General features: G+C 70.6%; 14 protein-coding genes. 6 read left to right on the forward strand and 8 right to left on the reverse strand.

All coding sequences use genetic code 11. From position 1 onward, the window contains the following. The first annotated feature begins 36 nt into the window (after positions 1-36). Entirely contained in the window at positions 37-1,704 is a 1,668-nt protein-coding gene (locus MHY30_RS05150) for an ABC transporter ATP-binding protein (protein WP_239275707.1), read from the forward strand. 447 nt (positions 1,705-2,151) lie between these two features. Here MHY30_RS05150 and MHY30_RS05155 read toward each other — a convergent pair whose 3' ends face one another. The 3 genes from MHY30_RS05155 to MHY30_RS05165 form a co-directional block, all read right to left on the reverse strand. Next, on the reverse strand, positions 2,152-3,111 hold the full coding sequence (locus MHY30_RS05155; RefSeq protein ID WP_275438083.1) for an ABC transporter permease: 960 nt from the start codon (positions 3,109-3,111) through the stop codon (positions 2,152-2,154). Continuing rightward, positions 3,108-4,112 carry an ABC transporter permease gene (locus MHY30_RS05160; protein WP_239275709.1) on the reverse strand — a complete coding sequence of 335 codons (1,005 nt, stop codon included), beginning with the start codon at positions 4,110-4,112 and terminating at the stop codon, positions 3,108-3,110. The genes MHY30_RS05155 and MHY30_RS05160 overlap by 4 nt, the downstream gene beginning before the upstream one ends. An 83-nt stretch (positions 4,113-4,195) precedes the next feature. After that, positions 4,196-5,863 (reverse strand): ABC transporter substrate-binding protein, encoded by a 1,668-nt coding sequence (locus MHY30_RS05165; protein WP_239275711.1) that lies wholly within the window; start codon positions 5,861-5,863, stop codon positions 4,196-4,198. Positions 5,864-6,108: 245 nt separating this feature from the next. On the opposite strand from MHY30_RS05165, the gene MHY30_RS05170 reads away from it, so the two are divergent. The 3 genes from MHY30_RS05170 (at position 6,109) to MHY30_RS05180 (ending at position 8,138) form a co-directional block, all read left to right on the forward strand. Beyond that, positions 6,109-6,975, forward strand: coding sequence for a spermidine synthase (locus tag MHY30_RS05170; RefSeq protein WP_239275712.1), 867 nt, complete (start codon positions 6,109-6,111; stop codon positions 6,973-6,975). Between the two features lie 117 nt (positions 6,976-7,092). Continuing rightward, the gene (locus MHY30_RS05175; RefSeq protein WP_239275714.1) at positions 7,093-7,620 is read left to right on the forward strand and encodes a tetratricopeptide repeat protein; all 528 of its coding nucleotides are present in this window, start codon (positions 7,093-7,095) and stop codon (positions 7,618-7,620) included. Positions 7,621-7,649: 29 nt separating this feature from the next. After that, complete coding sequence (locus MHY30_RS05180) at positions 7,650-8,138, forward strand: SprT-like domain-containing protein (RefSeq protein WP_239275716.1); 489 nt, start codon at positions 7,650-7,652, stop codon at positions 8,136-8,138. Positions 8,139-8,163: 25 nt separating this feature from the next. On the opposite strand, the gene MHY30_RS05185 is transcribed toward MHY30_RS05180, so the two are convergent. Further along, positions 8,164-8,793: a 2-phosphosulfolactate phosphatase gene (locus MHY30_RS05185; protein ID WP_239275718.1), complete on the reverse strand. Its 630-nt coding sequence runs from the start codon at positions 8,791-8,793 to the stop codon at positions 8,164-8,166. An 83-nt stretch (positions 8,794-8,876) separates the two neighbouring features. Between MHY30_RS05185 and MHY30_RS05190 the strand changes: the two genes are divergently transcribed. Further along, positions 8,877-9,395, forward strand: a complete 519-nt coding sequence (locus tag MHY30_RS05190) for a hypothetical protein (RefSeq protein WP_239275720.1) — start codon at positions 8,877-8,879, stop codon at positions 9,393-9,395. Between the two features lie 9 nt (positions 9,396-9,404). On the opposite strand, the gene MHY30_RS05195 is transcribed toward MHY30_RS05190, so the two are convergent. The 3 genes from MHY30_RS05195 to MHY30_RS05205 form a co-directional block, all read right to left on the reverse strand. After that, positions 9,405-10,055, reverse strand: a complete 651-nt coding sequence (locus MHY30_RS05195) for a response regulator transcription factor (RefSeq protein WP_239275722.1) — start codon at positions 10,053-10,055, stop codon at positions 9,405-9,407. Between the two features lie 79 nt (positions 10,056-10,134). Continuing rightward, on the reverse strand, positions 10,135-11,289 hold the full coding sequence (locus tag MHY30_RS05200; RefSeq protein WP_239275724.1) for a sensor histidine kinase: 1,155 nt from the start codon (positions 11,287-11,289) through the stop codon (positions 10,135-10,137). 62 nt (positions 11,290-11,351) lie between these two features. Further along, positions 11,352-11,840 carry an Lrp/AsnC family transcriptional regulator gene (locus MHY30_RS05205; protein WP_239275726.1) on the reverse strand — a complete coding sequence of 163 codons (489 nt, stop codon included), beginning with the start codon at positions 11,838-11,840 and terminating at the stop codon, positions 11,352-11,354. Between the two features lie 111 nt (positions 11,841-11,951). On the opposite strand from MHY30_RS05205, the gene MHY30_RS05210 reads away from it, so the two are divergent. Beyond that, positions 11,952-13,379 (forward strand): DUF6421 family protein, encoded by a 1,428-nt coding sequence (locus MHY30_RS05210; RefSeq protein ID WP_239275728.1) that lies wholly within the window; start codon positions 11,952-11,954, stop codon positions 13,377-13,379. Positions 13,380-13,385: 6 nt separating this feature from the next. On the opposite strand, the gene MHY30_RS05215 is transcribed toward MHY30_RS05210, so the two are convergent. Further along, positions 13,386-14,051, reverse strand: a complete 666-nt coding sequence (locus MHY30_RS05215; RefSeq protein ID WP_239275730.1) for a response regulator transcription factor — start codon at positions 14,049-14,051, stop codon at positions 13,386-13,388. Between the last annotated feature and the right edge of the window lie 46 nt (positions 14,052-14,097).

Consider the following 14,097-nt stretch of genomic DNA (forward strand, 5'->3'; position numbering starts at 1 on the left):
GTGGGAACGGGGCGGGCGGCGGGAGAGGATGGGGGAATGACCTCCGATGTCGCCGGTCCCCCCGCTCCGGCATCCCCCCAGCCCCTTCTCTCCGTCCGCGACCTCGCGGTCGACTTCGCCACCATGGACGGTCCCGTGCGCGCCGTGGACGGCGTCGACCTCGACATCCACGCCGGCGAGACCATCGCGATCGTCGGCGAATCCGGCTCCGGCAAGTCGACGACCGCGATGGCGATCATCGGTCTTCTGGCATCCGGAGGTCGAGTCGCGCGTGGACAGATCCTGCTCGACGGCGACGACCTGACGACGTTCAGCGAAGCGCGCATGCGCCAGGTGCGCGGGCGGCAGATCGGGCTCGTGCCGCAGGATCCGATGTCGAACCTCAACCCGGTCGCCAAGATCGGCACCCAGGTCGCCGAGACGCTCCTCGCGCACGGGCTGGCCGAACGCGGCAACGTCTCGGACCGCGTCGTGGAGGCGCTCGAGGCCGCCGGACTCCCGGATGCCAAGAAGCGGGCGAAACAGTACCCGCACGAGTTCTCGGGCGGCATGCGTCAGCGTGCGCTCATCGCGATCGGTCTCGCGTGCCGTCCGCGCCTGCTCATCGCCGACGAGCCGACGAGCGCGCTGGACGTCACCGTGCAGCAGACGATCCTCGACCAGATCGACACGCAGACGAAGGAGCTCGGCGCGGCCGTGCTCCTCATCACCCACGACCTCGGACTCGCCGCCGAACGCGCCTCCCGCGTGGTGGTCATGCACCGTGGGCGGGTGGTCGAGCAGGGCCCCGCCCGCCAGATCCTCGAGAATCCCCAGCACGCCTATACGAAGTCGCTCGTCGCCGCCGCACCGTCGGTCGCCGCCGTTCGCCTGCGCCCCGAGGACTTCCGCGGCGAGCGCGACACGGCCGCCCCGCGCGATCACATCGTCGAGATCTCGAACCTCACCAAGGTGTACGCGTCCCGCGGAAAGGCCGAGGACTTCCGCGCCGTCGACGACGTGTCGCTGTCGATCCCTCGCGGCGAGACCGTCGCGATCGTCGGGGAGTCCGGCTCGGGGAAGACCACGACCGCACGCATGCTGCTGAAGGTGGTCGAGCCCACGAGCGGCTCGATCCTCTTCGACGGTCAGGACGTCGCCGCCCTCAAGGGCGACGCCCTGCGGGAGTTCCGGCAGAAGGTGCAACCGATCTTCCAGGACCCCTACTCGAGCCTGAACCCCATGTTCACGGTCGAGCGGATCATCGAGGAGCCGCTCTCCTTCTACAAGCGCGGCTCGCGCGCCGACCGCCAGAAGCGGGTGCGGAAACTCCTCGACGACGTGGCCCTGCCGGCATCCATGCTCCGCCGCTATCCGTCCGAGCTGTCGGGCGGGCAGCGGCAGCGCGTCGCGATCGCGCGGGCCCTCGCGCTGTCGCCCGAGCTCATCGTGTGCGACGAGCCGGTGTCGGCGCTCGACGTGCTCGTGCAGGCGCAGATCCTGCAGCTCCTCGGCGACCTGCAGCGCGAGTACGGCCTCAGCTACCTCTTCATCTCTCACGACCTCGCCGTCGTGCGCCTCATCAGCGACTACGTGTGCGTCATGAAGGACGGGCGGCTGGTCGAGGCGGCATCCAGCGAAGAGGTCTTCACGAACCCCCGCGATCCGTACACGCGCCGGTTGCTGGCATCCATTCCCGGCAACGAGCTCGGGCTGGCCGGGTAAGCGCGGCGCGGGGGCGCCGCTGTGCGGCAAGCGCCGCGGTGCGGGGAGCGCGGGGAGCGGTGCGGCATGTCGCCAGAACAGGGGATGCCACCACAACAGGCCCATCCGCGGCGAAACGGCCTGTACCCAGCGCATCGTCGGTTCTCGCGACCGGCACCGCACAGTCAACCCTCCGCGCCCCCTCTGCCTCCACCGGCCACCGGAGCAGGGATGCCACCGCAACAGGGGATGCCACCACAACAGGGGATGCCACTAGAACAGGGGATGCCACCACAACAGGCCCATCCGCGGCGAAACGGCCTGCACCCGCCGCATCCCCTGTTCTCGCGGCGATGAAGACGCCGCGACCCACGCGAGCCGCCGAACCCACGCGAGCCACCGAACCCGTGCGAGCCACCGAACCCACGCGAGCCACCGAACCCACGCGAGCCGCCCGCGGGGCGCGGGCTACCGCGCGCGGGTGCGGGGGTCCATCGCCTCGCGCAGCGACTCGCCCAGGAGCGTGAAGCCCAGCGCCGTCACGGCGATGCAGATGCCGGGGAGGAACGCCAGCCATGGCGCGATCGCCAGCTCGGCCTGCGCGTAGGTGAGCATGCGACCCCACTCGGCGGTCTGCGGGAGCCCGCCGCCGAGGCCGAGGAACGACAGCGCCGCCGCGTCGATGACGGCGGTGGCGAGGGTCAGCGTGCCCTGCACGATGACCGGCCCGACGCTGTTGGGCAGCACGTGCGTCATCGTGATCGTGCGGCGGCTGAGGCCGAGGGTCTGCGCCGAGAGCACGTAGTCGGCGCCGCGCTGCTGCAGCATCGACGCGCGCAACAGGCGCGCGAACACCGGAACCTGCGACGCCCCGATCGCGATCATGATCGCGAGCTGGCTCTGGCCGAGGATCGCCGCGATCGACACCGCGAGCAGCAGGTTCGGCACCGACAGCAGGATGTCGACGAAGCGCATGACGACCACGTCGACCCAGCCGCCGAACATCCCGGCGAGAAGGCCCAGCGCCATTCCGCCGAGGAGCCCCATCGCCGTGGAGATCACACCGATCTGCAACGACGCCTGGGTGCCCCAGATGAGCTTGGACAGCACGTCGCCGCCGAAGCGGTCGAGACCGAGCGGGAACTCCGGCAGCTCACCGGGACCCGGGATGTCGGTCGGGGTGATGAAGCGCTGACCGGGGAGCGACTCGGCCGGGTACGGCGCGAGCAGCGGCGCCAGCGCCGCGACGAGCAGGAACGCCACGACGATGATCGCGCCGATCCACGCGACGGGGCTGCGGCGCAGCCGCTGGAACACGTCGTGCCAGAAGCCGCCGCGCGTTTTCGCCGACAGCAGCTGACTGTCGACCACGGCGTTGTCGTCGACGGGACCGCCGCTGGGGGCGGGAGGGAGGATGCCGGAACTCAACTGACTCTCACTCTCGGGTCGATGACGCTGTACGACAGGTCGACGAGCAGGTTGATCAGGGCGTACGCGATCGCGATGAAGATGATGAAGCCCTGCAGCACCGGGAAGTCGCGCGTGAAGATCGCGCGCGCGAGGAACTGCCCGATGCCCGGGAAGGCGAACACCGTCTCGGTGAGCACCGCCCCCGCGATCAGCAGACCCGCCTGCAGCCCGACGGTCGTGATGACGGGGAGCATCGCGTTGCGCAGGATGAACCGGTTGCGCAACGTCGACTGCGCGATGCCCTTCGCGCGGCCCGTGCGCACGTAGTCGGCGTTCTGCACCTCGAGGACGGACGCGCGCGTGATGCGCACGATGATCGCGAGGGGGATCGTGCCCAGCGCGATGGCCGGCAGCACCAGGTGCAGCACGGCATCCCACGCGGCGTCGAACTCCCCCGTCATGATGCCGTCGAGCACGTACAGGTTCGTGTAGTGCGTCGCGTCGATGCGCGGGTTCTGCCGCCCGTCGGAGGGCAGCCACCCGAGCTGCACGGCGAACACGTACTTCAGGATGAACGCGAGGAAGAACACCGGGATCGTAATGCCGATGAGGCTCAGCACCACGGCGATGTGGTCCCACGCCTTGCCGTGGCGGCGTGCGGCCCAGTAGCCGAGGGGGATGCCGATGCCCACCGCCACGATCAGGGCGCCGATCGACAGTTCGAGGGTCGCGGGGAACCGGCGCCAGAACTCCTCCAGCACCGGCCGGCCGGTCTGGATGGAGGAGCCGAAGTCACCCGAGAGCAGACGGCCGAGCCACGTGAAGTACTGCACGTAGAGCGGCTCGTTGAACCCGTACAGCTCGTTGATGCGGGCGACGGCCTCGGGGGTCGCCCGCTCGCCGAGCAGCGCGACGGCGGGTCCGCCCGGCAGCGCGCGGACCCAGAGGAACAGAAGGACGGAAAGCCCGAACAGAGTCGGGACGAGCAGGAGCAGACGCCTGCCGATGGTGCGGAGCACGGGTTCTCACAGGGCTCGGGGTCGGGGGGACGCGGGAGACCGCGGGCCGACGACGACAGGGACGTCGGCCCGCGGCATCCGGATCACTCGGTGAGTTCGATCTCGTTGTAGACCTCGTCCTGCACCGGGCTGGCCGGGTAGGACTTCACGCGCGGAGCAAATGCGAGCGTCGGTACGGGGTTGGCCAGCGGCACACCGGGCAGGAACTGCGCGATCTGCTCGTTGACGTCCTGGTAGGCCGGCTCCTGCTCGTCCTCGGTCGCAAGGCCGCGGGCCGAGGTGAGGGCCGAGAACAGCTCGGCATTGTCGAAGCCCCACTCGTTCGAGGCGCCGCCGAAGAACGTGCCCACGAAGTTGTCGGGGTCGTTGTAGTCGCCGGTCCAGCCGAGGAGGTGGATGCCGTGCTGCGGACCGCCCTGGATGAGGTCGAGGTACTCGCCCCACTCGTTCGACACCGGGTTCACGACGATGCCCACGGCCTGCAGCTGCGACTGCAGGTTGGTGAAGATCTGCTCGGGGTTCGGCATGTACGGACGCGAGATGTTGACGGGGTAGTTGAACGTCAGGTTCAGCGGGGCGGCCTCGGTGAATCCGGCTTCCGCGAGCAGCGCAGTGGCGGCCTCGGGGTCGAAGTCGTACGTGGTCACGTCCGGGTTGAAGCCGATGACGCTCTCGGGCATGAACTGGGATGCCACGGTCGTGCCCTCGGGCAGCACCTGGGTGACCAGCTGCTCCTTGTCGATGGCGTGGGCGATCGCCTGGCGGACGCGCGGGTCGGCCAGCGCCGGGTCGGCCTGGTTCATGCCGAGGTAGAGGATGTTGAACGGATCGCGGTTGACGAGCATGTAGCCCGCGCTCTCGAGCGCACCGAGGTCGGCGGGAGCGACGAGGTCGTACCCGTCGATCGAGCCGGACTCGAGCGCCTGGCGGCGGGCCGTGGTGTCGCCGATCACACGGAAGATGACCTGCTGCACCTGGCCCTGCTCGCCCCAGTAGCCGTCGTACGCGCTCACGGTCGCTTCGGCGCCGGGCTCCCACGAGTCGAACTGGAAGGGTCCGGTGCCCGTCGGGTGGCCCTGCGCGTACTCGCTGAGCGTGGGGGCCTCGGAGGTGCCGCCCACGTCGTCCGCGCCGTACTCCTCGAGCGCCGTCGGGCTCTGGATCGCGAAAGCCGGAAGCGAGAGGGCGGGGATGAAGCCGGCGAACGGCTCGGTGAGGGTGATCGTGACCTCGGTGGGGCTCGCGGCGTCGCAGCCGCCGTAGATCGACGTGCCGGTGTCGGCGTAGCCGCGCATGATCTTGCCCCAGTAGTACGACAGGCTCTCGGACTGCGCGATACCGGTGAAGTTGTTCTGGCGGTCGAAGTTGAAGCACACCGCGTCGGCGTTGAACTCGGTGCCGTCGTGGAAGGTGACGCCCTCCTTGAGCTGGAAGGTGTACGACAGTCCGTCCTCGGACTGCTCCCAGCTCTCGGCGAGCATCGGGGCGGGGTCGGCCGTTCCCGGCTCCACGCCGACGAGACCCTCGAAGATCTGGCGTGAGATGCGGAACGACTCCCCGTCGCTCGCGAACGCCGGGTCGAGGCTGGACGGATCGCCCGAGGCGCCGAACACGAACGTCGAGTCGACGTCTCCGGCCGCGTCGCCGCCACCGTTGTCGTCACGCTGGCTCGTGCAGGCCGACAGGGCCAGAGCGCCGATGGCGAGCGCCGATCCGCCGATGAGCAGGCGTCGTCGAAGAGAACCTTGCATTTTCTGTTGCCTTCCGGGGGGAGAAAGGAGGAGGTCGACGGCGCTGTCCACAACGTCGTGCCGCGCTCCGTGTTGCTGTTCCCCCGACCGTACATGCAGACGCGCTTCGAGCCCATTGCCCGCGCGTATCGATCGTGTTTCGGCCGAAGCCCCGCGCGTGAGTCGCCAAGAATTGTCGCCTGGGGCGTCCCCCAGGCGACAATTCTTGGCGACTCACGCCCCAGGGTGCGGGCTAGCGTGGAGGGATGGCACGCATGCGGGTGGAACCGGACGACGCACCCACGGCGCGCCTGTCCGACGGGGCGATCGCGCGGGTCACCGCCTCGACGTACGTGTCGGGGTCGGAGCTCGTCGTCGACGGGACCCCGCAGTCGCACGTCGACCTCGACGATCCGACGCACCTGCACTTCGAGTACGTCGCGCGCATGGGTGCGGTGATCGACCGACTCCGGATGCCAGGGCAACCCCTCACCGCGGTCCACCTGGGCGCGGGGGCCCTGACGCTCCCCCGGTACGTCGAGGCCACGCGACCGGGCTCACGGCAGCAGGTCATCGAGCTGGAACCGGCGCTGTGGGACCTCGTGCGCGAGAACATCCCGCTCCCCCGCGGCGCCGCGATCCGTGTCCGCATCGGTGACGCCCGCGCGGGCCTCGGCCGGCTTCCATCGGGTCTGCACGGCGCCGTCGACCTCCTGGTCAGCGACGTCTACTCGGGCGCCCAGACGCCGGCGCACCTGACCACGGTGGAGTTCTATCGCGAGGCCGCGGCGCTGCTCGCGCCCGACGGCGTGCTGCTGGTCAACGTCTCGGACGGGCCCGGGCTGGCGTTCGCGCGCCGCCAGGTCGCGACGGTTCGCGAGGTGCTGCCCGAGGTCATCGTGCTCGCCGAAGTGCAAGTGCTCAAGGGCCGCCGGTTCGGCAACCTCGTCGTCGCCGCGTCGTCCGCGCCGCTCCCCGTCGAGTGGCTCCCGCGCCTCATGGCCGCCGGCCCCCACCCCGCGAAAGTGGCTCAGGGAGCCGAGATCGACGAATTCATCCGCGGCGCACGCCCCGCGACGGATGCCGACGCGACACCGTCGCCGAAACCCTCGGCATCCATCTTCGACCGCTGACGAGCAAGGTCCGGGAGCCGTATCGAACGTGATCCGCGGCACGCCGGTGTGGCGAGACAGAGCATCGGGCACCGGCACCGCAGACTGGAAGGCATCGGCCATTCGAGAGGAGCGACGGTGAGCTACATCCACGGGTACGACCCCGACACGTTGCGCGAGATCACCGACTCTCGCGAGTGCGCGGAGCGGCTCGAGGAGATCGGCTCGCAGCGCAGCCTCCCCGCCCTGCTCGAACGCACGTGGCTGCTGAAGGTCCTCGACCGCTTCGACGAGGCCCTGACGGTGTCGGAGCAGTCGGTGCGTGTCGCGCGCATGGCCGGAACCCGCCGCGACCTGCTGCGCGCCCGCATCCTGCACGCCACGATCCAGCAGTGCCGGGGCGCGTTCGCCGCCGCCGAGCAGGAGCTGACGACGTGTGCGGAGGAGGCCGAAGGACAGGGCTGGGCCGGGATCGCCGCCTTCGCCCTGCAGCACCGGGGCAAGGTGCACTACGACGAGGGCGACTACGAGGCCGCGCGCACCGACTTCAAGCGCGCGCTGTTCCTGCGCCAGAATGCCGGCGCCACGGATGCCGAGCTGGAGTCCACGCTCCTCGCGATCGACGCGGCGGACCGACGGCGCACCCGCGCCGTCGTCGCGAGCTGACGTCGGAGCCCCTCCCTACAGTTGCCGTCATGTCGGATCTGCAGCGCGTGCGTACGTGGGCGGAGGCATTGATCGCCCTGCACCTCGACGAGTCGTGGTCGTTCTCCTTCGACAACGCCAAGCGCCGCGCGGGGCTCTGCGATTACGGTCGACGCCGCATCAGCGTCTCGCGCTACCTCGCCGCGCGGTACGACGACGACACCAACCACCAGACCCTCCTGCACGAGGTCGCGCACGCGCTCGCGGGCGCGCCCGCGGGGCACGGGCCGGTGTGGAAGCGCGCGGCCCGCGAACTCGGCTACGTCGGCGGCACCACGCATGCGGGCGAAACCGCCAACGAGCTGGCGCCGTGGGTCGGAACCTGCCCGGCCGGACACGTCGCCTATCGGCATCGCCGCGCGACGCGGCCGACGTCGTGCGCGAAGTGCGCACCGTCCTTCGATCCGCGATTCGCCCTCACGTGGGTGCGTCGCGAGATCACCCCCGCGACGCGACTGGCGGCGGCGACGCCGCGCTGACGGCGGGGCCGGGCTGGCTACCGCGTCACGCGCGGACGAAGGTCCCGTCACGGAGCACGGGGACGACGGATGCCGCGTCGCGCTCGGCGGCGGCGAGCACGAGGTCGCGTTCGCCCGCGTCGGCCCGGAGGCGCCCGGTTCCGCTCGCGGTGAGGAGGTGCCGCACCGCGCCGCGCAGCGCGCGGAACCCCTCCCCGGCCACGGCGGCGTCGGGCGAGGCGTGGTCGATGCCGAGGTCGCCCAGGGCCGCGACGACGGCGCCCGCGCCCAGGAGATCCTCGACGGCGAACCGGGGAGCCGCCCCCTCCGCGGCGTCCGCGTCGCCCGCCGCGACGACGGCGATGCTGGTCCGGTCGCCGCGCGAACGCTGCACGTCGAGGACGTGCGCGGCCACGGCGGCGGCGTTGCGGATTCCCGCGACCACGACATGCGCCCCCGCACGTTCGGCGGCGAGCGCGATGCGCGCGGCCGGATCGCTCGACGAGGCGGTCACGCTGCCGTCGCTTTCGACGGCCGCGAGCACGCGGGCGGTCAGCCCGAGCGTCTGCACCACGACGACGACGTGCGCGGGCGCCAGTCGGCGCAGCCCCGCGTCGCCCCACTCGAGACGCACCTGGTAGTTCGCCTGCGCGAGAGCATCGGAGGTGTTCGGCATCCCTCGAGCCTACGACGAGCGGGGCGCTCCTCGTGGCCCGTCAACCCGACGGCATTCCCGCCGGGAATTGGCACAATGCGAGCATGCGCATTCTGCTGAAGTTCGAGATCGACTGCGATCCGGATGCCGCCTGGCGAGCCCTGCACTCCCCCCGTGCGGTCGCGGAACTGTACGGCCCGCTGCTCGACGTCGAGCCCCTCGAGGAGGCTCCGACGGCGTTCGAGTCCGGCGATGACGTGCCCGTGCAGATGCGCGCCGCGGGGATTCTCCCCGTGGGGCGCCAGCTGATCTCGGTCGCCGATCGCGAGACGACGGATGGGCACGGGCGCGTGCGGGTGTTCCGGGATTGGGGTGTGCCCCTGACCGGGCCGCTCGCGGCACTGGACGTGTGGGACCACCAGATGGCGGTGTCCGCGGTGCCCGGGGACCCGACCCGGACGCTGTGGCGCGAACGCCTCACGATCGGCGGCGCGGCGGCTCCCGCGCTGTGGCCGGGCCTGTGGGTGACGTGGCAGTGGCGCGCCGCGCGCATCCGCGCGCTCGCCCCCACGTGGGCGCACGACCCGGAGCTCCACCACCCGGATGCCGACGCCGCGGACTGAGCGGCGCGGTCAGACCAGGCCGTGGCGGTAGGCGAAGACCACGAGCTGCACCCGGTCGCGGAGGGACAGCTTCGTGAGGATGCGACTGACGTGCGTCTTGACCGTCGCCTCGGAGAGGAATTCGCGCGCGGCGATCTCGGCGTTGCTGAGCCCTGCGGCGGCGAGCGCGAAGATCTCCCGTTCGCGATCGGTGAGGGCCGCGTAGCTCGGCGGGACCGGCTCGCTCGCGCCCGCCTCGGCGATGTGCGCGAACAGGTCGCGCGTCGCCTGCGCGGCGATCACGGCGGATCCCGCGTGCACGGTGCGCACCGCCGACAGCAGGAACTCCGGGTCGGAGTCCTTGAGGAGGAAGCCGCTCGCCCCGTGCTGGATGGCTCGTGCGGCCGCCTCGTCGAGATCGAAGGTCGTGAGCACCACGACGCGCGGAGCACCCGGGTCGCGCAGGATCTCGGCGGTCGCGGCGAGCCCGTCCATGACCGGCATCCGAACGTCCATCAGCACGATGTCGGGGCGGGTCGCGCGGACGACCTCGATCCCTTCGCGCCCATCGGATGCCTCACCGACGACCTCGAGGTCGGGCTGCGAGTCCAGCACCATCCGGATGCCGGCGCGGAACAGCGCCTGGTCGTCGACGAGCACCACGCGGATCGGTGAGGTCATGACAGCGGCTCCTTTCGAGGCGCGGGGCGGTGTGGCATCCATGGTGACGGGTGAGGGCGCGACACTCGCCGTCCGGGACTCACGACGCGGCTCCGATCGGGAGGGTCGCCCGGACCACGAAGTCGGTTCCCTCGGGGGTCGCCGCCAGAGAACCCCCGGCGAGTTGCGCGCGTTCGCGCATGCCGATCAGACCGTGTCCGCCCGGGGCGGGCGCGGTGCCGTCCCCCCGGCGGTTGCCCACCGTGAGGTCGACCCGATCCGGATGCCACGCGAAGCGCACCCACGCCCGACGATCGGCACCGTGCCGTAGGGCGTTGGTGAGGGCCTCCTGCAGGATGCGATACAGCGCCAGCTGCACGGCGGCGGGCGGCTCTCCGGCGGGCGCCGGGTCGACGGTGGTCGTGAGTTCCATGCCGGCCGCGCGCACCTGCGCGTACAGCCCGTCGACGTCGGCGAGTGTCGGTTGCGGGCCGTCGGCCTGGCTGTGACGAAGTTGTGTGAGCAGCAGGCGCACATCGGCCAGGGCGAGGCGCGCGGTGGTCGAGATGGTCTGCAGCGCCCGAGTGGCGGCCTCGGGGTCCTGCGCGGCGGCGTAGCGCGCCCCGTCGGCCTGAGCGATCACGACCGCCAGCGAGTGCGCGACGACGTCGTGCATGTCGCGGGCGATGCGCACACGCTCTTGCTCGGCGATCGTCGCTTCTTCGGCTTCGCGCTGGGCGCGCGCGTTCTCGGACGCCCGACGCGCCGTGCGCACGAGCGCGCCCGTGACCCACGAGAGAAGGAACGCGAAACCCGAGCTCAGCAGCAGGGCGACGACGGCGAAGCCGTTGTCGGGGAAGAACACCGATGCCCCGCCGCGCAGGACGAGGTATCCGGTGACCACGACGGCACCCCCGACCGCGGAGGCCAGCCCCGCCCAGAACACCCGGCGGGTTCCGTACGCAGCCGTGCCGTAGAGCACCGCGAAGATGACGACGTCGGTGGGGGTGGGTGAACGGAGGAAGGCCATCTGGACGGCGGCCCCGGCCCACGCCAGCGTCAGCGCGAGCCCGGGCTGGAGACGACGGAACGCGAAGGCCGCCGTGAGCAGTGCCACGAAGAGCACCGCACCGAGGTTGCCGCCCACGTCACCGGTCTGCAGCTCCAGGACCACCGCGGTCAGCCCGAAGAGGCCGGCGACGACGAGGTCCACGACCAGCTGGTACCGGTGCAGGGGACGCAGGGTGATGCGCATTCGTCTCACGGTACGCGGCGGGCCGGCGTACGGCATCCGTCGGCAGATGTATCCGCGCGGTGTCAGGCCGGGAAGTCGGCCGGCTCGATCGGGCGCGCCTCGAAGAAGGTCTGCAGCACGATCGTGGTGCGCGTGTTGACCTGCGCGGCGGCCCGGATGTCTCGGATGAGCGTCTCGAGGTCGCGCGGCGTGGGGACACGGACGAACAGCATGTAGGCCGCATCGCCGGCGATCGAATGGCACGCCTCGATCGCGCTGAGGTGGGCGAGCAGCTCCGGGGCGTTGTCGGGCTGCGCAGGATCGAGCGGCGTGATCTCGACGAACGCCGCGAGCGGGCGGCCGAGCGCTTCGGCATCGAGCACCGGGCGGTACCCGCGGACGATCCCGCGCGCCTCCAGACGCCGCAGCCGTGACTGCACGGCCGATACCGACAGTCCGACCTTCTCGGACAGGTGCGCGAGGGTCGCGCGGGCATCGCGGGAGATCTCGCGCACGATGGCGGCGTCGACGGTGTCGTCGAGCCGCGCGCGGCGAACGGGGCCGTCGGACATGCGCCCGACAGTAGCAGGACCCGGGTGAGGCGCCCTGGCGGCATCCGTAAGTTTTCCGTTAGCATTCCTGTTTGACAGGAACTTTTCCCGTAGAGCCGATCGGAGGCCACCATGACCCTCGTCACACCTTCGCGTTCTGTCCACGACCTGCTCGACGGGCACACGGTCGACACGGTCGAGCACTCGCCCGCGTGGGCCCTGCTCAAGGGCGCCGCGACCGAAGTGCAGGGCCTTCAGGCCCAGGACGGCTCGGTCCCCGATCCTGCCCACCACGGGAGGGCCGCCGCGCTCGTCACCGACATCGTGGATGCCGTGACGGCGCTGACCCCTCTGTTCCCCCACGACGAGGCGTACCTGCGCGCGGTGGTCGTCGACGCCGCACGCTGGCGGGACACCGGCTTCGGCGTGCCCGACTTCCTCGATTCTCTGCAGCAGTTCCAGCCGCAGCAGCACCGCGTGGACGGCATCCGTCACCTCGTCGTGTTTCCGATGTACACGCAGAACGGCTCGCGCGACCGCCACGTCGAAGCCCTCCTCGTCGAGGTGATCTGGCCCGAGTTCATCGCCCGCCTCGAGACCGAGTACACCAACGGCCTCTTCGTCTCGTTGCGCCTGGTCGACTTCACGTCCGGGTACGACACGAACTCCGCGGTGCTCTTCCCCGAGACCGTCGCGATGCGCGAGGTGCCGACGTTCACCTGGGGCGCGATCTTCCAGGACCGCGAAGCGGCGCGCTACCGTCGCGTGACGCGCGCGGCGGCCGAGATCACCAAGCTCGACCTGCCCGAGGCCGCGGCTCGCATGCTCGACGATCAGTCGCTCACCGAGCAGACGTTCGTGATGTGGGACATCATCCACGACCGCACCCACATGCGCGGCGACCTCCCGTTCGACCCGTTCATGATCAAGCAGCGGATGCCGTACTTCCTCTACTCCCTCGAGGAACTGCGGTGCGACCTCACGGCGTTCCGGGAGTGCGTCGAGATCCAGAAGCGCCTGTCGGCGCGCGACGACCTCGACGACGCCGAGCGGGCCATGCTCGAGCACGCCGAGCTCGTGCAGTACGCCGTGATCTTCGACCGCATCTTCCGCTTCGCCATCACCGGCTCGCGCGTCCGCAACTATGACGGCCTGGGTGGCCAGCTGCTGTTCGCGTGGCTGCACCAGCGTCGCGTGCTGCACTGGACCGACACGTCGCTCGCGTTCGACTGGGACGAGGTGCCCGGTGCGGTGGTCGCCCTCGCCGACGCCATCGACGACCTGTACTGGCGCTCGATCGACCGCCCCAAGACCGCGCACTGGCTCGCCGCTTACGACCTCGTCCGCTCGGTCGTGACCCCGCACCCCGCGTCGGTGTGGGCGCGCGGGCTGCCCGACGACGTTCTCGCGGGGCTCCCCAAGGGATACACCGACGCGGTGCTCGACGACGAGTTCCCGCTGTCGATGTTCTTCGAGGCGCTCGAGAAGAAGATGCGCCCCGTGATCGCCTCCACCGAGGGCATCACCGGCCGCCAGGACGCGGACGGAGGGGCGCGGTAGGGCGCCTCACCCGATCGTGACGATCCCCGCCTGCACAGCGCGGATCAGAGCCTGAACGCGATCACGAACGCCCCACTTCGCCATCACCTGCCCGAGGTGCGCTTTCACGGTCGCCTCCGACAGGAAGAGCGCTTTGGCGATCTCCGCGTTGGACTTGCCCTGCGCGAGCAACTCCACGACGTCCCTCTCCCGGGGCGTCAACTGCTCGGACGCCCCCAGCTGCACGGAGGTCAGCGGTGGCGACTCCAGGACCGAGGACACGAGCTGGGACGTCACCCGACGAGACAGCACGTACTCGCCGTCGCGCGCCTGCCGAACGGCCTCGACGATGTCGTCGGGGTCGGTGTCCTTCACCAGAAACCCCGAGGCCCCGGCACGCAGCATCGGAATCAGGGCGCTCTCCGACGAGAACGTGGTGAGCGCGATGACATGGACCGCGGGGAAGCGCGCCTTCAGCTTCGTGGTGGCCTCGACGCCGTTCATGCGGGGCATCTGCACATCCATCAGCACGACGTCCGGGCGTGACCCCTCGATGAGCTGGAGCGCGTCGTCGCCGTCGGACGCCTCCCCCACGACGACGATGTCGTCCGCGCCCTGCAGGAAGACGCGAAGCGCGGAGCGCACCAACGCCTCATCGTCGACAATGAGCGCGCGCACCGGTGATGTCCCCATCGCGCCATCATACGAAGGTCGAAGGGCACCACGATCGAAAGTCGAT

This window comes from Microbacterium sp. ACRRU (assembly GCF_022346945.1).
Classification (GTDB): domain Bacteria; phylum Actinomycetota; class Actinomycetes; order Actinomycetales; family Microbacteriaceae; genus Microbacterium; species Microbacterium mcarthurae.